This is a genomic window from Nonomuraea rosea (genome assembly GCF_039539705.1).
In the GTDB taxonomy this organism is placed as follows: domain Bacteria; phylum Actinomycetota; class Actinomycetes; order Streptosporangiales; family Streptosporangiaceae; genus Nonomuraea; species Nonomuraea rosea.
The window spans coordinates 43,887-64,963 of record NZ_BAABDQ010000030.1 but is presented as its reverse complement, the minus strand read 5'-3'; the positions used below and the strand labels follow the sequence as shown (position 1 = coordinate 64,963).

The 21,077-nt window shown below is 72.9% G+C and carries 18 protein-coding genes; 1 reads left to right on the top strand and 17 read right to left on the bottom strand.

Annotated features, from left to right (window positions below; genetic code table 11):
* Window positions 1-80: 80 nt before the first annotated feature.
* From ABEA43_RS46280 to ABEA43_RS46200, 17 genes are all read right to left on the bottom strand, one after another.
* Window positions 81-275: an MbtH family protein gene (locus tag ABEA43_RS46280; protein ID WP_345572451.1), complete on the bottom strand. Its 195-nt coding sequence runs from the start codon at window positions 273-275 to the stop codon at window positions 81-83.
* Window positions 272-5,803 (bottom strand): amino acid adenylation domain-containing protein, encoded by a 5,532-nt coding sequence (locus ABEA43_RS46275; protein WP_345572450.1) that lies wholly within the window; start codon window positions 5,801-5,803, stop codon window positions 272-274. The genes ABEA43_RS46280 and ABEA43_RS46275 overlap by 4 nt, the downstream gene beginning before the upstream one ends.
* Window positions 5,800-5,964, bottom strand: coding sequence for a hypothetical protein (locus tag ABEA43_RS46270; RefSeq protein WP_345572449.1), 165 nt, complete (start codon window positions 5,962-5,964; stop codon window positions 5,800-5,802). The genes ABEA43_RS46275 and ABEA43_RS46270 overlap by 4 nt, the downstream gene beginning before the upstream one ends.
* Window positions 5,965-6,140: 176 nt before the next feature.
* Window positions 6,141-8,804, bottom strand: a complete 2,664-nt coding sequence (rph, locus tag ABEA43_RS46265) for a rifamycin-inactivating phosphotransferase (RefSeq protein WP_345572448.1) — start codon at window positions 8,802-8,804, stop codon at window positions 6,141-6,143.
* A gap of 65 nt (window positions 8,805-8,869) precedes the next feature.
* A complete protein-coding gene (locus tag ABEA43_RS46260; protein WP_345572447.1) occupies window positions 8,870-9,223 on the bottom strand; it encodes an ArsR/SmtB family transcription factor in 354 nt (117 codons plus the stop codon).
* Complete coding sequence (locus ABEA43_RS46255; protein WP_345572446.1) at window positions 9,220-9,666, bottom strand: SRPBCC domain-containing protein; 447 nt, start codon at window positions 9,664-9,666, stop codon at window positions 9,220-9,222. Before ABEA43_RS46255 ends, ABEA43_RS46260 begins: the two co-directional genes overlap by 4 nt.
* 91 nt (window positions 9,667-9,757) lie before the next feature.
* The gene (locus tag ABEA43_RS46250; RefSeq protein WP_345572445.1) at window positions 9,758-10,624 is read right to left on the bottom strand and encodes an SMP-30/gluconolactonase/LRE family protein; all 867 of its coding nucleotides are present in this window, start codon (window positions 10,622-10,624) and stop codon (window positions 9,758-9,760) included.
* A 65-nt stretch (window positions 10,625-10,689) separates the two neighbouring features.
* Window positions 10,690-11,832 carry an NAD(P)/FAD-dependent oxidoreductase gene (locus ABEA43_RS46245; RefSeq protein ID WP_345572444.1) on the bottom strand — a complete coding sequence of 381 codons (1,143 nt, stop codon included), beginning with the start codon at window positions 11,830-11,832 and terminating at the stop codon, window positions 10,690-10,692.
* A gap of 26 nt (window positions 11,833-11,858) precedes the next feature.
* Window positions 11,859-12,665 carry an ABC transporter permease gene (locus ABEA43_RS46240; protein ID WP_345572443.1) on the bottom strand — a complete coding sequence of 269 codons (807 nt, stop codon included), beginning with the start codon at window positions 12,663-12,665 and terminating at the stop codon, window positions 11,859-11,861.
* Entirely contained in the window at window positions 12,662-13,534 is an 873-nt protein-coding gene (locus ABEA43_RS46235; RefSeq protein ID WP_345572442.1) for an ABC transporter permease, read from the bottom strand. The genes ABEA43_RS46240 and ABEA43_RS46235 overlap by 4 nt, the downstream gene beginning before the upstream one ends.
* On the bottom strand, window positions 13,498-14,613 hold the full coding sequence (locus ABEA43_RS46230) for an ABC transporter ATP-binding protein (RefSeq protein ID WP_345572441.1): 1,116 nt from the start codon (window positions 14,611-14,613) through the stop codon (window positions 13,498-13,500). The genes ABEA43_RS46235 and ABEA43_RS46230 overlap by 37 nt, the downstream gene beginning before the upstream one ends.
* Window positions 14,610-15,653: an ABC transporter substrate-binding protein gene (locus tag ABEA43_RS46225; RefSeq protein ID WP_345572440.1), complete on the bottom strand. Its 1,044-nt coding sequence runs from the start codon at window positions 15,651-15,653 to the stop codon at window positions 14,610-14,612. The genes ABEA43_RS46230 and ABEA43_RS46225 overlap by 4 nt, the downstream gene beginning before the upstream one ends.
* Complete coding sequence (locus ABEA43_RS46220) at window positions 15,650-16,702, bottom strand: ABC transporter substrate-binding protein (protein WP_345572439.1); 1,053 nt, start codon at window positions 16,700-16,702, stop codon at window positions 15,650-15,652. Before ABEA43_RS46220 ends, ABEA43_RS46225 begins: the two co-directional genes overlap by 4 nt.
* Entirely contained in the window at window positions 16,699-17,823 is a 1,125-nt protein-coding gene (solA, locus tag ABEA43_RS46215; protein ID WP_345572438.1) for an N-methyl-L-tryptophan oxidase, read from the bottom strand. Before solA ends, ABEA43_RS46220 begins: the two co-directional genes overlap by 4 nt.
* Before the next feature lie 133 nt (window positions 17,824-17,956).
* On the bottom strand, window positions 17,957-18,691 hold the full coding sequence (locus ABEA43_RS46210; protein ID WP_345572437.1) for a GntR family transcriptional regulator: 735 nt from the start codon (window positions 18,689-18,691) through the stop codon (window positions 17,957-17,959).
* An 82-nt stretch (window positions 18,692-18,773) separates the two neighbouring features.
* Complete coding sequence (locus tag ABEA43_RS46205; RefSeq protein WP_345572436.1) at window positions 18,774-19,268, bottom strand: hypothetical protein; 495 nt, start codon at window positions 19,266-19,268, stop codon at window positions 18,774-18,776.
* Window positions 19,269-19,442: 174 nt separating this feature from the next.
* The gene (locus tag ABEA43_RS46200; protein ID WP_345572435.1) at window positions 19,443-19,841 is read right to left on the bottom strand and encodes a PQQ-binding-like beta-propeller repeat protein; all 399 of its coding nucleotides are present in this window, start codon (window positions 19,839-19,841) and stop codon (window positions 19,443-19,445) included.
* Window positions 19,842-19,890: 49 nt separating this feature from the next.
* Here ABEA43_RS46200 and ABEA43_RS46195 point away from each other — a divergent pair, with 49 nt between their 5' ends.
* Complete coding sequence (locus ABEA43_RS46195; RefSeq protein ID WP_345572434.1) at window positions 19,891-20,907, top strand: aminotransferase class V-fold PLP-dependent enzyme; 1,017 nt, start codon at window positions 19,891-19,893, stop codon at window positions 20,905-20,907.
* Window positions 20,908-21,077: the final 170 nt, after the last annotated feature.

Here is a 21,077-nt window from a genome sequence, read left to right as displayed (position 1 = left end):
CCGCCGGCCCGTCGCCGTCGCTCATGACGTGACGAACGACGGCGACCGCCTTTACATTGTAGATCAACATCTCAGTGGGCTCATGCGCGCAGACTGCGTGGGGTCAGGTCGGTCCAGTGCGCGGCGACGTAGGCCAGGCAGGCCGGTCGGCTGTCCGGTCCGAAGCGCACCGCCCAGCCGTCGGGCACGGCGGCGAAGGAGGGCCAGATGGAGTGCTGTTCCTCGTCGTTGGCCAGCACCAGGAATTCGCCGTCAGGGTCATCGAAGGGGTTCACGGGGTCGGCTCCTCGCGGTCGGGTTCGTCGGTCGGTTCACTACGGTCGAGCTCCTGCAGCCGGGCCGCGACGATCGCGCCGATCTCGGCGATCGGTCCCGGCTGGGTCAGGTCCTTGTGGCTGCAGGCCACGTCGTGCTCCTCGATCGCGCCCAGGACGTGCGGCCGCCAGGCGGCGGCGGTCGGCGTGTCGTCGATCGTGTCGGCGGTGGCGCGGAAGAACAGCACGTCGCCGTCGTACGCGCGGGTGTCGAGCGCGCGTACGAGATGATGGGTGTTGAGGGAGAGGTCCTTGAGCTCGGCCAGTGTCGCGCCCGGCAGGCCGCCCAGCGGGCCGGCCTCGCGGCGCAGGATCTCGGCCACGCGCTCCAGCGTCAGCGCGGCGCCGGGCCCGAGGCCGCCCATCGTGAGCAGCGCCGCCAGCGCCTCCGCCTCGCCGGACGGCGGCAGGCCGCGCAGGCTCTCGGCCGGGTACGCGTCCAGGATCGCCAGCAGCGCCACCCGCTGCCCGGCCAGCCGGAGCTGCACCGCCATCTCCTGCGCGATGATGCCGCCGGCCGACCAGCCGAGCAGGTGGTAGGGGCCGTGCGGCTGGACCAGCCTGAGCTGGGCCACGTAGTCGGCGGCCAGTTTGCGCAGCGACGTCGGCAGCCGGTCGCGCCGCGCTTGCAGGCCGTAGATCGGGCGGCCGGGTACGTGCCGGATCAGGCCGGTGTAGCACCAGCTCAGCCCGCCCGCGGGGTGGACACAGAACAGCGGAGCCGCCGACCCCTGCTCGCGCAGCGGGAGGAGCACCTTGAGCGGGTCCACCCGGGCGCCGCCCCCGACCAGCGCGGCCAGGCCGGCGGGGGTGGGGGCCTCGAACAGGGCGCCGATGGTCACCTCCGCGCCCAGCACCTCCTTGATCCGGGCGACGAGCCGTACCGCGAGCAGGGAGTGGCCGCCGAGGTCGAAGAAGCCGTCGTCCACGCCTGCCCTGGGCAGGCCGAGCACTTCGGCGAACAGCGCGCACAGCGTCTCCTCGCGCGGCCCGTCCGGCAGCCGGCCCGCACTCGCGGGCGCGGCGGGCGCCGGGAGCGCGCCGCGGTCGAGCTTGCCGTTGACGGTCAGCGGCAGCCCGGGGACCTCGACGACGGCGGCGGGCACCAGGTAGCCGGGCAGGGAGCTGCTCGCGAACGCCCGCAATTCGCCCACGTCGAGCAGCCCTCCAGGCGCTCCGGCGTCCGGCCCAGAATCCGGCCCAGAATCCGGCGCGGCGTCCGGCCCAGAATCCGGTGCGGCGTGCGGTGCGGCGTCCGGCGCCGGGACGACGTAGGCGGTCAGGCGTTCGTCTCCGGGCCGGTCCTCTCGGACGATCACCGCGGCCTGGGCGACCGACGGGTGGCGCAGCAGCGCCGCCTCGATCTCGCCGGGCTCGATGCGGAACCCGCGCACCCTGACCTGCTGGTCGGCCCGCCCCAGGTAGTCCAGGGTGCCGTCGGGCCGCCATCTGGCCAGGTCGCCTGAGCGGTACATGCGCGTCCCCGGCCGGCCGAAGGGATCGGCGACGAACCGTTCCGCGCTCGGCCCCGGCCGTCCGAGGTAGCCGCGGGCCAGGCCGTCGCCGGCCACGTACAGCTCGCCCGCCACCCCGGCGGGAACCGGCTGCAGCGCGTCGTCCAGCACGTAGACGCGCAGGTCGGGGATGCCGTGCCCGATCGGGCTGCCCTGCTCCGCGCCGTCCCCCAGCACCTGGTGGGTGACGTGCACGGTGGTCTCGGTGATCCCGTACATGTTGACCAGGCTGGGCGTCTCCGGTCTGCGGGCCCGCCAGGCGGCCAGCCGCGCGGGTTCGAGCGCCTCGCCGCCGAAGACGACGTACCGCAGGGCCAGGTGGCGGCCGTCGTCGGCGGCGGCGAGCCGGTGGAAGGCCGACGGCGTCTGGTTGAGCACGGTGACGCCCTCGCGTTCCAGCAGGTCGAGGGTGTCCTGAGGGGATCTGCTCACCTCGTGGGGCACCACGACGAGCCGCCCGCCGTACAGGAGCGCGCCCCACAGCTCCCACACGGAGAAGTCGAACGCGTACGAGTGGAACAGCGTCCACACGTCGTCAGGCCCGAACCCGAACCAGTGGCCGGTCGCCGACAGCAGCCGCACCACGTTGTGCTGCGTGACCAGCACCCCCTTGGGGCGGCCGGTCGATCCCGAGGTGTAGATGACGTACGCCGGGTCGCCCGGCCGCAGCGTCCGCTCGGGATCGTGGTCGAGCCAGGCGCCGAGGTCGTCCAGCCAGCTCTCGTCCACGACGCACACGGGACCGGCGTCGGCGACCATGTGGTCGATCAGGCCGGCCGGGCAGGACGGGTCGAGCGGCAGGTAGGCCGCCCCCGCCTTGAGCACCGCGAGCAGCGCCGTCACCAGGTCCGGCGAGCGGGGCAGCGACAGCGCGACGATGGCGCCCGGGCGGGCGCCGTACGCGATGAGCTTGTGCGCCAGCCGGTTGGCGCGGGCGTTCAGCTCGGCGTAGGTGAGCTCGCCGACGGCGATCGCCTCGGGCGCGCTGCGGACCTGCGCCTCGAACAGGTCCGGCAGGGTCGGGCCCGGCTCGCTGACCAGGTCGCCGTTCCACTCCTCGATGAGGGTACGGCGCTCGCCGGGCTCCAGCAGGGCGAGGCGGGACACGGCCGTGCCCGGGTCGGCGACGGCCTGCTCCAGCAGCAGGATCAGCCGCCTGACCAGCGCGCGGGCCGTCGCCCGGTCGAACAGGTCCCGGCTGTATTCGAGGAAGCCGGTGCCGTCGGGGCCGAGGTTCAGCGTGAGGTCGAACGTGGCGGTCCCCGCGTGCACGACCCGGATCCCGGCGGGGCCGGGGGCGTCCTGGTGGACCAGCATCACCTGGAAGAGCGGGTGCCTGTTGCGCGCCCTGGGCGGGTTCAGCGCCTCGACGAGCCGGTCGAACGGCAGCTCCGCGTGGTCGAACGCGGCCAGGTCGGCCGCCTTGACCCGGTCGAGCAGCTCGGCGAACGACGGGTCGCCCGAGGTGTCGGCCCGCAGCACCAGCGTGTTGACGAAAAGGCCGACGGCGTCGTCCAGCGCGCTGTCGTCCCGTCCCGCGACGGGGGTGCCGATCGGCACGTCGGTGCCCGCGCCGAGCCGGGTGAGCAGCGCCGCGAGCGCCGCGTGCAGCACCATGAACACGCCGGCGCCGGCGCGGCGGGCGAGCGACTCCGCGGCGGCCAGCAGCTCGGGCGGCAGCGCGACGGGCACGGTCCCGCCGTCGCCGCTCGCCACCCTGGGGCGCGGCCGGTCGAACGGCAGCTCAAGCTGGTCCGGCAGGCCCGCGAGCGTCTCACGCCAGTACGCCAGGCCGGTGGCGGGCAGGTCACGCTGCCACAGCGTGTAGTCGGCGTACTGGACGGGCAGCGGCTCGAATACGGGAGCGGTGCCCGCCTTGCGGGATTCGTAGGCGGCCAGCAGGTCGCGTACGAGCGGCCCGGCCGACCCGCCGTCGCCCGCGATGTGGTGCAGGACGAGCATGAGCGTGTGCTCGCGAGGGCCGATCCGCAGCAGGTGGGCGCGGAACGGCGGCTCGGCGGCCAGGTCGAAGCCACGGCGGGCGATCGTCCGCATGGCCTCGTCCGGGGCGTCCGGCTGCCAGACCGGGAGGTCGACGCGTACGTGGTCGAGGATGCGCTGGTGGGGGACGCCGTCGTACTCGGGGAAGACCGTACGCAGGATCTCGTGCCTGGCGACGACGTCGTCGAGCGCGGCCCGCAGGGCGGCGCGGTCGATCGGCCCTGTCAGGCGGATGGACAGGGGGATGTTGCAGGTGGGGTTGGGGCCTTCGATCCGGTACAGGAACCAGAGCCTGGCCTGCGCGGACGACAGCGGCATGGGGACGGGCCTGGCGCGCGGGCGCAGCGGCGGGCGCGGCTCGGCGGTGGCGCCGAGCCTGGTCACCAGATCGGCGGGGGTGGGCGTGTCGAAGATCGCGGTGATGGGCAGGCCCTGGCCGAACGTCTCCCTGACCCTGACCGCCAGCCGCGCCGCCAGCAGGGAGTGGCCGCCGAGGTCGAAGAAGGAGTCCTCGGGGCCGGCCGCCGGGATCGCCAGCACCTCGGCGAACAGGTCGCACATGGCGCTCTCCGCCGCGTTCGCCGGCGCCCGGCCGACAGCGGGGCCGACAGCCGGGCCGACAGCCGGGCCGGCAGCGGGGCCGGCGAGGGGGGCGGGCAGGGACGGCGCGGGTGGGGCGGGGAGGGAGGCGTGGTCGTCGGGGGCCAGGAGGGGCAGGCGGCCGATCGGCGTGTCCGGCGGGACGGTGGCCAGCTCGGCGAGGAGGCGGGCCAGCCGCGCGGCGTGCCGCGCCAGCGTGTCGCCCGGGTAGCGGGCCGCGTTCCCGTCGAGTTCGAGGGTGAGCCGGTCCCCGTCCAGGAGCAGCGTCACCGCCAGATCGTCCACCGGCCCCGCCGCGAGGTCGGTGACCGCGCCGCGCGCGTTCCCGAACTTGACCTCCGACGGGAACGGCTTGATGTCGAGCAGCGGCCCGAACAGCGCCCGCGGCGTCCCCGCCAGCCCCAGGTCACGGCGCAGGTCCTCGATCCGGTAGCGGCCGTGACGGCGGGCCCCCGCGATCGCGCGGGCGGCGTCGCGGACCACGTCCCCGAGTGGGCACGCGGGCCGCACGTCGAGCCGGACCGGCAGCACGTTGAGCGTCAGGCACGGCACCCGCAGGGCGGCGCCCGGCCGGTTCGTCAGTGGCAGGCCGATCAGCACGTCGGTGGCGCCGGTGAGCCGTCCCAGGTAGCAGGCCAGCCCGGCGGCGGCCACGTCGGCCCAGGTCGCGCGGGTTTCGCGGGCGAGCGCGTCCCAGTGCGCGGTGCCGGGGAGTGGTTCGCGCCGCCGTACGACCTCGCCGGCGGACATCACGGCCGTCCCCGCCGGCGCGCCGGCCAGCCGCTCCAGCCAGTACGAACGGTCGCGCCCGTACCGTTCCGAGGCCCGGTACGCCTCCTCCTCGGCCAGCACCGGCTCCATCGAGCCGAACGGCCCCGCGCCCGGCGTCACCCCGTCGGCCAGCGCCGTGTAGATCTCCGCCACCCGCCCGACCAGCATCGACAGGGCGCAGGCGTCGATGAGGATGTGGTGCGCGCGCAGGTACCAGACCACATGGTCGTCGGCCAGCCGCAGCAGCGCGTGACAGGACAGCAGGCCGGTGACCACGTCCACGGGGGTACGCAGGTCGGCCCGCATCCAGGCGCCGGCCGCGGCCCCGGGGTCCTGTTCCGCGCGCAGGTCGAGCACCGTGAGGCAGCCGCGCAGCGAGTCGTACTCGCGCAGGTACTGGGCGGGCTCCTCGGTGAAGCGCAGCCGCAGCGGCTCGGCCTCGGCCAGGCAGCGCTCCAGGGCGCGCTCGAACACGGCCGTGTCCAGGCGGCCGTGGATGTCGATGCGGCCGGCGAGGTTGTAGACGGGGTTGCCGGGATCCAGGCGCTGGGCGAACCAGATCCCGGCCTGGGCCCCGGTCAGCGGCATGGTCTGACGGGTCACGTCGGCCGCTCCATCAGTACGGCCACTCCGGGAGTACGGTCACCACGGGCAGGGGGAGTCACACCGCCCGGCCGGATCGGCGGCGGCCAGGTCCCGGACGCCGCCCCGATGCCCTGGGCCGCGCCGGTCACCAAGGCGGTTCTGCCGTCGATCCCGTCCATGGCGGCAAGTCCTCCCCGAATAGTGCAGTTAGGTAAGCCTTGCCTAATTTGATAGTAAAGTCAGCATCTGTCAAGGGAGTGTCTCCGTGCCGTCCGCGAGCCCTGTCCGGCCGGGGCGAGCGGGCATGCGGAAGCGGGCGGCCCCGGATCACCGGAACCGCCCGCCGCGTACGAGGTCAGGAGTCCTGCAGCAGCTCCACGTAGCCTTCCGTGCCGTTCACCCGGATGCGCCGGCCGTCCGGGATGCGGCGGGTGGCGTCCTGCACGCCGACGACCGACGGCAGGCCGTATTCCCTGGCCACCACGGCGCCGTGCGTCATCACGCCGCCGACCTCCATCACGACGCCCTTCACCGAGACGAACAGCGGCGACCAGCTCGGATCGGTGAAGACGGTGACGAGGATGTCGCCCTCCTCGACGACCGCGTCCTCCATGCTGAGCACGACCCTGGCCCGGCCCTCGACCACGCCCCCCGACACCGCGACACCGGCCAGCGCCCCTTCCGGCAGGGCGCCGGTGTCGTACTCGCCGGAGACGGTCTCGCCCTCGGACGTGATGACCCGCGGCGGGGTCAGCTTCCTGTCCTGCTCGTACGCCTCCCGCCGCGCCGCCACGACGGCCCGGTCGAGCCGCCCGGTGCGGACCGCGTCCCTGAACTCCTCGACCGACAGGAAGTACACGTCCTGCGGATGCTCGATCACTCCGCGCCCGGCCAGCCGGCCGGCCTCGGCGCGCAGCGCCCGCTTGTACAGCTCGTAGCGCTGGAGCAGGGCGTGCTTGGAGTACTCGCGGTAGCCGATGAAGTGGCGGACCAGGCTCATCCGGCGGGCCGCCTTCCTGGCCTTGCGCGCGCCGCCCGGCAGCTCGCGGATCCGGGCCAGCAGGCCGGCGATCGTGCGCTCGGCCTCGGCGCGGCCCCGCTCCACCTTGCGGGCCCGCTCCCCCGGCGCGAAGTTCCTGACGTTCGCGAGCAGGAGCGGGGCGAGCAGCGTGGGATCCTCGCTCCACCGGGTCCTGGTGATGTCGATGTCGCCCGAGCAGTGCATCCCGTAGGCCGCCAGGTAGTCCTCGATCGCGCGCCGGGCCGCCGGGCCGCCCTCCAGCGCGTCGAGCCCCGTCAGGAACGTCTCGCGCCCGGCCCGTTCGAGATGCTCCGCCACGGCCGGGTACGGCCGGATCACGTCGGCGACGTCCAGCAGGTCCAGCCCCATCGAGGCCACCACGTTGTGGTCGGCGGACTGGGCGACGGCGTCCGCCGCGTTCTGGACGCCGAGCCACGCCTTCATGTGCTTGTTGACCCAGTTCACCGCCTGGATGCCGACGAACGCCGCCGCCACGCTGCGCGGGTCGAACGTCAGGCGCGCCAGCACGTCGTGGTCCTCCAGCACGTACGCGAACAGCGCCTCCCCCTCCTTGCCGGCCAGCCCCCGCCGCAGCTCCTCGACCGTCGCCTCGTTCTGCGCGATCAGCTCGGGCACGGCACCGGCGTCGTCGTTCCTGGACATGCGCAGGTACTGGCGGGCCATCGGCAGCAGCCCGCCCTCCCCGAGATCCAGCAGCGCGGTCTTGCCGCGGGCCAGGCCGCGCACGAAGTCCTTCCTGGTCAGCACGGTGCGCAGCGCGGCGGACATCAGGACATCGACCTGGCCGAGACTCTTGAGGGTGACCGCCCGAGCCATCGGGGAGGCGAGCTCATGCGAGACGTCCTTGTAGAACCGGCTCCCGGCCACCGTGCCCGCCGTACGGCCCAGCCGGTCGTGCAGCAGGGCGAAGAACGACAGGCCGAGCGGGGTGAACGCGTCGGTCATCATCTGGCGGTGCCCGTAGGAGATGTAGACGTGGTTCTTGCCGTCGGCCGACTCGGGCACCGGGTAGAGCGTGGTGATCGGGCGGCTCTGCAGCACCTGGAACTCGTCGCCGACCAGGCCCCATTCGATGTCCTGCGGGCGGCCGAAATGGCGCTCGATCCGCCGCCCGAGCCGTTCGAGGCGCAGGATCCGGTCGTCGGCCAGGGTCTGGGCGTGCCGCCGCGCGGGCTCGAGCTCCCGTTCCTCGGTGCCGCCGCCCGGGGCCGGGCGCAGCTCCTTGGTCTGGATGACGACGTTCCTGGCGATGACGCGGCCGTCGCGGACGTGGTAGTTGTCGGCGTTCACCAGCCCGGAGACGAACGCCTCCCCCAGGCCGAACCCGGCGTCGATCGAGACGACCCGGCGGTTGCCCGTGACCGGGTCGGCGGTGAACATGATCCCCGCCGCGTCCGGGAAGACCATCCGCTGCACGACCACGGCCACGCGCACGGACCGGTGGCCGAAGCCGCCGCGGATGCGGTAGGCCACGGCCCGGTCGGTGAACAGCGACGCCCAGCACCGCCGCACGCCGTCCAGCACCGCCTCCGGGCCGCGCACGTTCAGGTAGGTGTCCTGCTGGCCGGCGAAGGAGCTGGAGGGCAGGTCCTCGGCGGTGGCGCTGGAGCGCACCGCGCAGGGCACGTCGCCGAGCTCGCCGAGATGCCGCAGGATCTCCCGCTCGATCGCCTCCGGCACGGGCAGCTTCTCGACGGCCGCCCTGAGGCGGGCGGCCGCCTCGGCGATCTCCGTACGGTCGCCGGCGCGCAGCCCGGACAGCCCGTCCATCAGCGCCGCGATCGACGCGTCGGCCTCCACGACCGCCCGGTAGGCCTCGGTCGTGACGCAGAAGCCGGGCGGCACCCGCACGTCCTCGACGGCGGCCAGCTCGCCGAGGTTCGCCCCCTTGCCGCCGACGAGGGGAAGGTGGGTGTGGTCGATCTCGTGGAAGCCGAGCACGTACGCGCCCGCGGCGGGAACCCGTTTGCCTGTCATGACCGATTACTATACAGAGCTGTACTGTATCTTAATAAGCCGGGGCGGAGACGGGCCGCGAAGTGTCACAGCGCGTCCCGCTCCGCCGCTTCGGCGATCCGCTTGATGGCCGCCAATCGCCGGTCCCAGTCGGACGCGAGCGCGGCCATCCACCGCGCCGTCGCGTCCAGCGCCGCCGGCCGCACCGCGTACCGCACCTCGCGCCCGACCCGGCCGCCGGTGACCAGCCCGGCGGCGTCCAGGACGGCGAGGTGCTTGACCACCGCCTGCCGCGAGACGGGCAGCCGCTCGGCCAGCGTCGTCGCGGTGGCCTCGCCCTGCGCGGCGAGCAGGTCGAGGAGCTGACGGCGCGTCGGGTCGGCCAGCGCGACCAGCACGCCGTCCACCGCGTCGGCGGCGCCGCGGGGCTCGTCCGTCACGCGGCCGGCTGTTCGGCGCGCGTCTTGAGCGCGTCCAGCTCCAGGGGCCAGCCCTCGGTGTGGTCCTTCTTGTTCGAGCTGCGCAGCTCGTCGGACCCGGCCAGCGCCGCGAACCCGCTCTCGACGACGCGCAGCCGCGTCCGGTCGCCTTCCTGGGTCAGCGTGAACTCCACGAGGGTGCTGTTGTCCTCGCGCAGCTCCTCACCGGGGAACGCGCTGGTCCAGCGGTAGGACAGATACGTCGGCGGCCGGACCTTCTCCACGCGCACCGGGAAGTCGCCGTGCTCGGAGTTCTTCGCCACCAGGGTTTCGCCCTCCCTGGCCACGGTACCGGGCAGGCTCGCCTTGTCGGCCACCCAGAACCCGGGCTGGGCCACCAGCGACCAGACCCGCTCCAGGCTGGCCGAGATGAGGGTCTCGCGCTCGATCCGGTCCTCGCTCATGAGGTTTCTCCTTCACTTGTCGTGGCTTCGTGCAACTCCAGGGTTGCACATCGACCCCCTTAGACGCAACCCATGGGTTGCACATATCCGTTCAAGCGGGCATCCGCGGGCGCGGCAGAGCGGGGGCGGCCACGTCCAGGGCGAGGTGGACGATCGAGGGCTGGTGCCGGGAGCCGAGCATGCCGAGGCACGTCACCAGGAGCCCGTCTCCGGCGACGGCGAGCGCGCTCGGGCCGTCGAGGCCGTCGGCGGCGGTGGCGAGCACCGTGCGGACGCCGTCGGGGGCGATGCGCAGGACGGTGTCGCGGGGATGGACGGCCGCGTAGAGGGCGCCCGCGGAGTCGAAGGCGAAGTCGTCGGCGGGCAGGCCGTCGTGGACCTGCGTGATCTCACCCGGACGGCCCTCGTCGAGGCCGATGCGCAGGATCGTGCCCCGCGCCGTGTTGGTCGCCCACAGGTCGCCGTCCCAGACCTTGAGCCCGTTCACGCCCGTGGCGGACACCGGGTCGTCCGGTGAGGTCGGCGTCAGGCGCTCGTCGGCGAGCCAGCGCCGCAGCGTGTCCTGGCCGGGGGGACAGCAGAGGATCTCGCCGCGCTCGGAGTCGGCCGCGAACAGGGTGCCGTCCTCGGCGAAGGTGATGCCGTTGAGCCCCGCCCCGGCTTCTGCGGCGGCGAACCTGGCCCAGCGGCCCGGCTCCGCGCGCCGCCAGATTCCCGTCACGTCGCCGTCCTCGCTGCGCACCGCGGCGTAGAGGCGGTCGGCGGAGTCCGCGGCGAGCCCGACGGCGAGGGCGCCGGTCTGGGCCGGCGCCACCCGCTCCTGCCCGCCGCCGGACAGCCAGACGGTGCCCGCGACCAGCAGCGTCGCGCACACCGTGCCGTCCGCCAGAACCACGATGTTCTCCGGCAGCTCTCCCGCGCCGAAGTCGAACGTCTTGAAGATCTTGGAGTTCGTCACCCCAAGAGTCAACGCCCGCCGGCGCCGGAACGGCAAACCGGGGCCCGGACTCTGGCGCCCCGGGGTTACTGCTGGCCGGGGCGGCGGGCCGGGGTCGGCGCGGGACCGGCTGTGCCCTCAGCGAACCTGCCCGGCCTGAACGGCGCCAGCAGCGCCGACTCCTCGCCGAACACCTCGCCCGCCACCTCCCCCATCAGCAGCGGAGCCAGCGTCACCCCGCTGTGCGTGGCCACGGTGTACACCCGCCGGTCCGCGTCGGCGAAGCCGGCCACGGTGAGCCCGTCGCCGGGCATCGCCCGCTGGCCCACGACGGCCCGCTCGACCGTGGCGCCGTCGGTGCCGCGCAGGACACCGGGCAGCAGGCGCAGCATCTCCGCCAGCACGTCGCCGGGCACCGGGGCCGCCGGGTCGGCCCGGCCGTCCAGGTGCAGGGACTGCAGCAGCAGCCGGCCGCCGCCGTCCGGGCGCAGGTTGAGCCCGGCGGTGGTGAGCACGCGGGACAGCCGGGCGGGCACCGGGCCCGTGGTGACCAGGAACCCGTTGGTGACCGTGCCGGACACGGCCGGGTCCAGCATGGGGACCTGCGCCCCGGCCAGCGCCGCGACGCCCTCCGTCCAGCGTCCCGCGCAGGTGACGACCACGTCGCCGGCGAACGTGCGCCCGTCGGCCAGCGTCACCTTCACGCCCGACTCCGAGGTCTCGATCGCGGTGACCTCGGCCCCGCACTCCAGCTCCGCCCCGCCGTCGAGGGCCTCGCCGAGCAGCCGGCCGAGCAGCCTGATCGGCTGGACGTACGCCTCGACGGGGAAGAACACGTACTCGGTGCCGGGCGGCGGGGGGATCAGGTCGGGCTCCAGGGCCAGCGCGCGCCGCGCGGTCACGCGCTCCACCGGGTAACCCATGCCGATCAGGCGCTCGACGCGGGCTTCGAGCAGCTCCCGGTGCTCGGCGGTGGCCGCGTACTCGAGGTTGCCCGTGGGGAAGAACCAGTCGCCGGGGAGCTGGTGGTGCGCCCAGACGGCGGCGTGGTTCAGGGCGAAATACTCCTGGGGCGTCTTGTTGTTGGCGTTGATCCACGCGACGGACGTGGACGAGGTGCCGTACCCGGGATGACGTGCTTCGAGGATGGTGACCTGCGCGCCGCGCCGGGTGAGCCCGGCCGCGACCGCGGATCCGACGACCCCCGCACCGATGACGACGACTCGCACATTCGCTCCTGTCATTTCTGGTCCTGTCACTTATGGTCCTGGTCGGCGCCGAACAGCTTGGCCACGCCGACGAAACGCTCGATGACGACGACCGCGACCACGGCGAACAGCACCATCAGGGTGCCGATGGCGGTGACCGTGGGGTCGTAGTCGTACTGCATGTAGTTGAAGATCCGTACGGGCAGCGTCTGCAGGTCGGTGGTGACCACGAACAGCGCGACCGTCAGGTCGTCGAAGGAGGTGATGAAGGCGAAGAACGCGCCGCCGATCAGCGCCCCGCGCACGGCGGGCAGCGTCACGTGCCAGAACACCAGGAACGGCGCGGCGCCGAGCCCGGCCGCGGCCTTCTCCGCCGAGCGGTCCAGGCCCGCGAGCCCGGACAGCACCAGCCGCACCGCGTAGGGGACGGTCAGCACCAGATGGGCCAGCAGCAGCGTGAACGGGCTGGAGGCCAGCCCCATCTGCGCGAACCACTGCAGCAGCCCGATGCCCAGCACGATCGTCGGCACCGCGAACGCGCTGGACAGCACCGCCTCCAGCACGCCCCTGCCGGGGAAGCGGTAGCGGTGGATGGCCAGCCCGCCGGCCAGCCCCACCACGGCGGAGATGGCCGCCGCCGCCACCGCGACCACGACGCTCAGCCCGAACGACGACAGGAACTCCGGCTTCTGGAACACCTCGGCGTACCAGCGCAGCGTGATCCCCTGCGGCGGGAACGTCACATAGGAGGTGGTGGTGAGCGAGGAGGCCACGGTCACCACCACGGGCGCGATCAGGAACGCCCCGACCAGCACCGCGAACGCCGCGCCGAGCACCCGGGTCAGCCTGGTCATCCGAACACCACATCCCCGTTGCCCCTGCGCAGCAGGCGCGAGTAGCCGAGCAGCAGCCCGGTCGTGACCACGACCAGGACGAACCCGATCGCGGCCGCGTACGGCCAGTCCAGCGTGGTCGTGGCCTGCGTGTAGACGAAGTAGGGCATGAGCTTCACCTTCGGGCCGCCGAGGATCGCCGGGGTGACGAAGCTGGAGGCGGTCAGGCTGAACACGATCATCGCCCCGGCCAGCATGCCGGGCGCCGACAGCGGCAGCGTGATCCGCCAGAAGCAGGTCCAGCCCGGCGCGCCGAGCCCCTTCGCGGCCGGCACGAGGGTCGGGTCGATCCGGTCCAGGCTGCCCATCAGCGGCAGCACCATGTACGCCAGCATCACGTGGACCATGCCGATGAGCACGGCCGTGTCGTTGTACAGGAGTTGCGGCGGCGTCAGGCCGAACCACTTGATCACCCCGGCGACGGGACCGTTCGGCCCGAGCACGACCAGCCAGCCGTACGCGCGGATGACCATGCTGATCAGCAGCGGCGACAGCAGCAGCAGCGACAGCCAGTTGCGCGTGCGCGGCGAGCGGCCGCGCATGTAGAGCGCGAACGGGTAGCCCACGAGCAGGCAGCCGACCGTGGTGAGCGCGGCGACCTTCAGCGTGTTCCACAGCACGTCCCGGTAGAACGGGTCGCCGAGGAAGCGGACGTAGTTGTCGAACGTGAACGCGCCCGCCTGCGTCCTGAAGCTGTTGGCCACCAGCGTGAACAGCGGCGCGACGAACAGCAGGGCGAAGATCGCGATGGCGGGCAGCGCCAGCAGCAGGCCCGTCCGCCAGCGGGGGCGGCTCAGCGGGCCGCGAGCGAGGCGTCCGACGGCCGCCATGAGCAGGTCACCTCCTCCCCTTCCGCGGGCACCCGCGCGTCGAACGGCAGCGCCGCCGTCACCTCGCCGGCCGGGGTGGCCACCACGCACCGGATGCGCGCGCCCAGGAACCGGGTCTCCCGCACGGTGCCGGGCAGCCCGCCCGCGGACTCGGCCGCCGGATGGACGCGCACCACCTCAGGGCGTACGTAGACCCGCACCGCCGCGCCCTTGGCCGGCGGATCGCCCGCCGGGGTGGCGGCCACGACCGCGCCCGCCACCTCACAGGCGAATCCTTCGGCAGCCGGCTCCGCGGCGAGTCCGTCGAGGGCGTTGACCTCGCCGATGAACTGGGCCACGAAGTCGGTGGCGGGCCGCAGGTAGATCTCCTGCGGCCGGTCGAGCTGGTGGATGACGCCGTCGGCCATGACCGCGATCCGGTCGGAGACGGCCAGCGCCTCCTCCTGGTCGTGCGTGACCAGGATGGTGGTGGTGCCGATCCGGCGCTGCAGGGAGACGACCTCCTCGCGCAGCCGTACGCGCAGCTGGGCGTCGAGGTTGGAGAACGGCTCGTCGAGCAGCAGCAGGTCGGGCTGGATGACCAGGGCCCTGGCCAGCGCGGCGCGCTGCTGCTGCCCGCCGGAGAGCTGGCGCGGCTGCCGCCCCGCCATGCCGTCCAGGCCGACCAGCTCCAGCACCTCGGCCACCTGCCGGTTCCGCTCCGCCGCGCCGACCTTGCGCATCCGCAGCCCGAAGGCCACGTTCTCGGCGATCGTCATGTGCGGGAACAGGGCGTAGGACTGGAAGACCATGCCCATCGAACGGCGGTGCGGCGGCGTGCCGGTGATGTCCCTGCCGTCCACCTCGATCACGCCGCCGTCGGTGCCCAGGTGGCCGGCGACCATGTTCAGGGTGGTCGTCTTGCCGCAGCCGGACGGGCCGAGCAGCGTGAGGAACTCGCCGGGCTCGGTCTCCAGGTCCACCGCCGAGACGACCTCCTTGCCGCCCAGCACCTTGCGCACGCCGTCCAGGCGCAGCCGGCCGCGCCGGACCGCCTGCTCGGCGGGGGCCTCGGTCGTGCCGGTCGCCGAGATGCTCATGAGCGCTCAACCTCCTTCGTCCACCGGTCGGTCCAAGCGGCGCGCTCGCCGTTGACGGCGGCCCAGTCCAGCGCCTTCATGCCGGCCGCCTGCTTCGAGCCGACCACCCGCGCGGCCAGCGCGGCGTCGAGCGTGGCGTCCGACACCGTCGGCCCGTCGTAGCCCTCGGCGGCCAGCTTCTGCTGGATGGCCGGCTCCAGCAGCGCGTTGACGAACTTCTGCGCCAGGTCGGCGTGCGGCGCCTTGTTCACCACGTTCGCGGTGGCCAGCAGCGGGATCGCGCCCTCCGCCGGATACACGAACTTGATCGGGAAGTTCTTGTCCGCCAGCGTCTCCACCCGCGATCCGCCCCAGACCGAGGCGACCGCCTGTCCCTGCAGGAAGTAGTTGGACACGTCCGCCGTGGTGTCGAACGTGAACGCGTTCGCGGCCACCTTCTTGATCCCCGCGAAGCCGGGGTCGATGGCCGACTCCGAGCCGCCGCCCGCGCGGGCCGCGAGCATCAGCGCGCCGACGCCGTAGGTGTTGCTGATCGACGGGAGGACGACCTTGCCCTTGAGCTTCGGGTCGGCCAGGTCGGCCAGGCTCTTGGGCGCGGGCAGGCCGTTCTTGGCGTACCAGTCGCTGTTGTAGGCGAGCCCGGTGGCGGTCATCGCGAAACCGACGCCCACGTCGCCGCTCAGCCTGGCGACCTTCTCCACCTTGTCCAGGCGGGTGACGGTCTTCGGGTCGAGCTTGGCCAGCAGGCCGAGCTGGGCGGCCTGGGCCTGCGGGCCGTCGTCGATGAGCGCGACGTCGATCTGCGGCGCGTTCTGCTGCGCCTTCAGCTTGGCCACCGTGTCGGTGGAGCTGCCGGCGATGTAGGTCACCTCGCACCCGCACGTCTTCTCGAAGCCGGGCAGCACGGCCTGCTCGAAGGCCTGCTGGTACGAGCCTCCGTACCCGGCTACCACGAGCTTGCCCGCCGAGGCGGTCGGTGAGGGCGGGGCGCAGGCCGTCAGCCCGATCAGGGCCAGCGCCGCGGCGAGCAGCCTTCTCATGCGGTCTCGATCTCCTTGTTCCAGCGATCCGTCCAGGCGGAACGGTTCTTGTTGATCAGCGCCCAGTCGAGCTTGCGCAGCTCGGCGGCGCGGTCCTGGCCGACCACCTGCTCGGCGAGCGCGGGGTCGAGCGTGACGCCCTTGACGGTGGGGCCGTTGTAGTTGGACTCGGCCATCGCCCGCTGCGCGGCCGGTTCGAGCAGCGTGTTGACGAACTTCTGCGCCAGGTCGGCGTGCGGCGCCTTGTTCACCACGTTGACGGTGGCGATCAGCGGCAGCGCGCCTTCCTCCGGATAGACGAACTTGATCGGGAAGCCCTTCTTGGCCAGCATCTGCACCCGCGAGTTGCCCCAGACCGTGGCCACCGCCTGGCCCTGCAGGAAGTAGTTGGACACGTCCGCCGTGGTGTCGAACGTGACCGCGTTCGCGGCCACCTTCTTGATCCCCGCGAAGCCCGGGTCGATGGCCGACTCGGAGCCGCCGCCGACCTTGGCCGCGATCAGCAGCGCGCCCAGGCCGTACGTCTGGGTGATGGATGGCATGACCAGCTTGCCCTTGAGCTTGGCGTGCTCCAGGTCGGCCAGCTTCCTGGGCGCGGGCAGGCCGTTCTTGGCGTAGTAGTCGGTGTTGTAGGCGATGCCGGTGGCGTTCAGCGAGAAGCCGACGCCGACGTCGTCGGGGAGCCGGGCGATGTCGATCACGTTGGCCAGGTTCGTGACGGTCTTGGGGTCGAGCTTGGCCAGCAGCCCCGCCTGCACCGCCTGGTTCTGCACGCCGTCGTCGATGAGCGCGACGTCGATCTGCGGGGCGCCCTGCTGGGCCTTCAGCTTGGCCACCGTGTCGGTGGAGCTGCCGGCGATGTAGCTGACCTTGCAGGAGCAGGTCTTCTCGAAGCCGGGGATGACCGACTGCTTGAACGCCTCCTCGTACGAGCCGCCGTACCCGGCGATGACCAGCGCGTTCGGAGCGGCGGACGGGGTGGGCGCGCCGCAGGCGGTGAGGCAGAGGACTCCGGCGAGGAGCCCGGCGGTCAGCGGTCTGGGTGTCATGGCGACCTCCGAAGGGGGCGATTCGGGGCTAGATGGTCGATCTCCCGCGCGGTTGCGCCGGTCTCGACCAGGTCGGCGACGATGTCGCCGAAGACTGGGGCGAGCTTGAACCCGTGCCCGCTGAACGCGGCGGCGAGCACGAGGCGGCCCTGCCTGCCGAGCAGGCCGTGGCCGTCGGGGGTGAACGCGTCGCAGTACGTCGCCACCCGCACCGGATCGGGCCGCAATCCGGGCAGCGTCGCGGTCACCGCCTCGGCGACCTGCGCGATGTAGGCGACGGGCACGCTGCGGGGCAGCGACTCGGGCGACGCGACGGGCTGCCACGGCACGTGCAGGTTGACCTTGACGCCGACGCCGTCCACCGAGGGGAAGCAGGAGTAGGCGGGCTCCCCCACGCGGATCGCGATCGGGCAGCGGCCGGGGTCGAACAGGCTCTCCTCGCGGCGCGGGAACCAGGTCGAGGTGATGGCCTTCGTGGTGAGCAGCCCGGCGACGGGCTCGGGGAGCAGCCCGGCGGCCCAGGGGCCCGGGGCCAGCACGGCGTGGGTGAAGCGGTGCTCGCCGTCCTCGGCCACGACGGTCACGCCGGTGGCGTCCGGGCGTACCTGCCTGACCGGGGTGTAGCGGGCGATGCGCGCGCCCGCCCGCTCGGCGGCGGCCGCGGCGGCGCCGACGGACGGCTCGGGCCGCAGGTAGCCGGCCTCGTGGTCGACGACCATCACCTCGCCGTCGCGCAGGGGATGCTCGGGTACGCGATCCCGGGCGTCCTGGCCGGTCAGGACCTCGACGTCCAGGTCGCAGGCGCGGGCGGCGGCCAGCACCGCACGGACCTTGGGGTGGTCGCGCGGGCCGACCGTGACGCCGCCGACCGGGGTCAGCAGGCGGCGTCCCGCGCTCCGCTCCAGCTCCTCCCACAGGGTGCGGGCCTCGCGCAGCAGCGGCACGTACGCGGGGCCCTCCTTGTAGGCGGTGCGGAAGATGCGCGTCTCGCCGCCGGCCGCGCCCCGGTCGTGGCCGGGGGCGTAGGCGTCGAAGCCGGTCGCGGGGATGCCGCGCGCGGCCAGCCGCCACAGGGCCATCGAACCGACGGTGCCGGTGCCGATGACGGCGACAGAGGTCATGGGTCCGCTCCTTCTGGACCTGGCTGGGGAGGTCCGGGGCATGGCTGGGGGAGGTCCGGGCGTTATGAGGTGCTGGCCCTTTTTGACGGCATGGCGGGGCCGGCGGCCGGCGCCGCCCATGCCGGGGTACGGCTCAGCTGTGGTCGGAGGTGCCGCTCAGGTCGGTCTCCACGTAAAAGCGCTCCGTCCTCGGCGGAACGATCTCTTCGAGCATCTCCGCGATCTCTCCGCGGCGGGTCCAGGTCTCGCGTGTCCATCGGAAGACGGGCGTGCCGGCCGGCAGGCCGAACAGCGTCGCCTCGTCCTCGCTCAGTGCGTACGGCTCCACGTAGAGCCTGGCCCGTACCAGCTCGATCCCGCGATCGCGCAGGTAGGCATGGGTGGTCAGGGGTCCTAACGGCTGGTCGAGCAGGTCGGGTGCGAGCCGGAAAGGCAGCACGTGCAGCTCGGTGTTCATCACGTGGCCGTCCGCGCCCAGTTTGTGGCGCTCCATCTGGACGACCGCCTCCTCGTCCGGCACGCCCGGCAGCCGCAGGCGTGCCGCCCGCGCGGGCAGCACCTGCGCGGAGACGACCTCATGGTCCCCGTGCGTCTCCGGTCCCTGGATCAGCAGGCCGGTGAACCGCAGGAGGTTGTGCTGGCCGACGGCCTGGGCGACGAAGCTGCCGCGCTTGCGGAAGCGGACGATGAGCCCGGCGTCGGCGAGGTCGCGCAGGGCCCGCTGCACGGTGATGCGCGAGACCCCGAACTCCTCGCAGAGCTCGACCTCGGTGGGGATCCGGGTACCCGGTCCCCACTGGCCGGTTCGGATACGTGCCTCCAGCGCCGTGCGGATCTGCACATGGAGCAGTTGGTCACGTTCTGACATGCCAAAATACTGGTTGCGGCGATTAGTTATGTCAATAGGCGTTTAGACATAACTTATTGGTTTCTGTCGTGTTAGCCGGTTTTTACCCAGGTGAGACGGGGTGCGGGCCGCACCGGTCGAGGTAGACGGTCAGGCCGGACTCGTAGCCGAGCCAGAGCGAGGGCTCGCCGGGCAGCGCCACGTACGAGAGCGTCCCGCCCCCGGCCTTGGTCACCGTGACGTCGACGCGATCCAGGTGCCAGTCGTCGCCGAGAGAGTCCGGCGGCGGGATGAAGCGCAGGTAGACCGGGTGGCGGCGCAGATCGTCGAGATCGCGGGGCGGGTGGCGGGGGTCGTTCCAGTCCGGCCTGCACACGTTGGCGCCGGCGCCGAAGACGTAGGTGTCGTCGGCGTGCTGCTGGAAGCCGTTGAGGTCGTCCCGCTCAAGCGCGAACTCGCGTCCGGCGATCCCCAGGTGGACGTGACCCTGGCCGTGGTGGACGCTACCCGGTGTGCCGTCGGGGTCGGCTCCGGCGGTGCGGACGCGCACGGCGATGGAGACGATGTGTTCGGCGGCGGGCGTCGGGTCTGCTGGCATGACAGCTCCTTTCGGGTGAAACGACGAGCAGTGACGTCTCAGCCCACCCTTGCTGTAACTCTATGTAGCGTCAAGACTACTGAAAGTAGCCATGACGAGTCTCATGGGGGAGGCCATCGGGAGGATCGCCCTCAAACCTGATGGACGGCCTGGCCTCCGCCCGGCCGGCTGCCGTCAAGCTCCCAGCGCCACGATCGAGCAGTCGGCTGTCCGGACGTACAGCACGCCGTCCCCCGGCAGCACGGGGTTGACCTCCTCGGTGTACTGGTCGTGGTCGAGCGGGCGGCTCCAGACAGCGGCGCCGGTGGCGGTGCCGACGGCGTGGAGGACGGCTTGCGGGCGATCGCCGGGGAACGATGGTTCGCCCAGGTCCTGAAAGATGACGTACACCAGGCCGTCCGCGGCGGCGGGCGCGCCGAGCGGACGGAGTTCGCTGAGCATGCCGTTGGCGGTGTCGAGTCCGTACGCCGTTCCGCCGGCATCCACCGTGACGAGTAAGCCGTCGCGGAGCGTCGGCGGCCGGAGCACTCCGCCGCCCTTGAACCGCCACAGCTCTCTCGGTACGCCGGGCACGCCGCTTCCCGGATCTGACGGGCGTCAGGCGGGCTCTTAGGCTGAGGTCATGGACATCGCCACGGCGGCCAAGCTCTGGGACGCCGACCCCGGCTGGCTCAACACCGCCTCCTACGGCCTTCCCCCACGTCACGCCTTCGAAGAGCTGCAAACCGTCCTGACCGAGTGGCGGCACGGCAGCAGCGACTGGAAACCCTGGGACGCCGCCGTGGGCCGTTCCCGCGCCGCGTTCGCCCGCCTGGTCGGCGCGTCGGCCGCGGATGTGACCATCAGCTCCACCGTCTCCCAGATCATGTCCACGGTGGCCACCGCGCTCCCGCCGGGCGCCCGCGTCTTGGTGCCGGAGATCGAGTTCACCAGCAACCTGTTCCCGTGGGCCGTGGCGGCGGACGTCGAGACCGTCCCCGCCGACCGGCTCGCCGACGCCATCACCGGCCGTACCGACGCCGTCGCCTTCAGCCTCGTCCAGTCCGCCACCGGTGAGGTCGCCCCGCTGCGCGACATCGTGGCCGCCGCCCGGGCCCACGACGCCCTCGTCATCGCCGACGCCTCGCAGGCCTGTGGCTGGCTGCCCGTCAGCGTCGCGGGCATCGACGCGCTGGCCTGCGCCGCGTACAAGTGGCTCATGGCGCCGCGCGGCGCCGCCTTCGGCTACCTGTCGCCCCGCCTGCGTGAGCGCATGCGCCCCCTGGCCGCCAACTGGTACGGCGGAGCCGACGAGGGCGGCTCCTACTACGGCCCGCCGCTGCGCCTGGCGGACGACGCCCGCGCGTTCGACCTGTCACCGGCGTGGTTCTGCTTCGTCGGCGCCGCCCCCGCCATCGAACTGCTCAACGAGATCGGCATCGAACGGATCCGCGACCACGACGTCGGCCTGGCCAACCGCTTCAGGACCGGACTCGGGCTCGATCCCGCCGACAGCGCCATCGTCTCCGTGGACGCCCCCGGGGAGCGGCTCGCCGCGGCGGGGATTCGGGCGGCCGTGCGAGCGGGCCGGGTACGCGCCAGCTTCCACGTCTACACCACCGCCGACGACGTGGACCGCGCACTCGACGCCCTGACCTGACCAGAAGGGATCCCCCGAAGACGATCAAGGCCGCGAGGACCCCGAAGACGCAACACCGCGAAGGCGGGGGCCGGGGAGGCCGGGGCCCGGGGGGCCGGAGAGGCCGAAGGGGCTGTCCGGGAACTCCCGGAAGCTTCCGGGCCAGGAGGCCCGAAGACCCGGAGGCCCGG

Excerpts from the sequence above, each read along its gene's own strand:
- ABEA43_RS46205 (WP_345572436.1), bottom strand. The coding sequence starts at position 19,268 with ATGCCAGCAGACCCGACGCCCGCCGCCGAACACATCGTCTCCATCGCC.
- rph (WP_345572448.1), bottom strand. The coding sequence starts at position 8,804 with ATGACAGGCAAACGGGTTCCCGCCGCGGGCGCGTACGTGCTCGGCTTC.
- ABEA43_RS46230 (WP_345572441.1), bottom strand. The coding sequence starts at position 14,613 with ATGAGCATCTCGGCGACCGGCACGACCGAGGCCCCCGCCGAGCAGGCG.
- ABEA43_RS46195 (WP_345572434.1), top strand. The coding sequence starts at position 19,891 with ATGGACATCGCCACGGCGGCCAAGCTCTGGGACGCCGACCCCGGCTGG.
- ABEA43_RS46235 (WP_345572442.1), bottom strand. The coding sequence starts at position 13,534 with ATGGCGGCCGTCGGACGCCTCGCTCGCGGCCCGCTGAGCCGCCCCCGC.
- ABEA43_RS46255 (WP_345572446.1), bottom strand. The coding sequence starts at position 9,666 with ATGAGCGAGGACCGGATCGAGCGCGAGACCCTCATCTCGGCCAGCCTG.
- ABEA43_RS46220 (WP_345572439.1), bottom strand. The coding sequence starts at position 16,702 with ATGACACCCAGACCGCTGACCGCCGGGCTCCTCGCCGGAGTCCTCTGC.
- solA (WP_345572438.1), bottom strand. The coding sequence starts at position 17,823 with ATGACCTCTGTCGCCGTCATCGGCACCGGCACCGTCGGTTCGATGGCC.
- ABEA43_RS46210 (WP_345572437.1), bottom strand. The coding sequence starts at position 18,691 with ATGTCAGAACGTGACCAACTGCTCCATGTGCAGATCCGCACGGCGCTG.
- ABEA43_RS46225 (WP_345572440.1), bottom strand. The coding sequence starts at position 15,653 with ATGAGAAGGCTGCTCGCCGCGGCGCTGGCCCTGATCGGGCTGACGGCC.
- ABEA43_RS46240 (WP_345572443.1), bottom strand. The coding sequence starts at position 12,665 with ATGACCAGGCTGACCCGGGTGCTCGGCGCGGCGTTCGCGGTGCTGGTC.
- ABEA43_RS46270 (WP_345572449.1), bottom strand. The coding sequence starts at position 5,964 with ATGGACGGGATCGACGGCAGAACCGCCTTGGTGACCGGCGCGGCCCAG.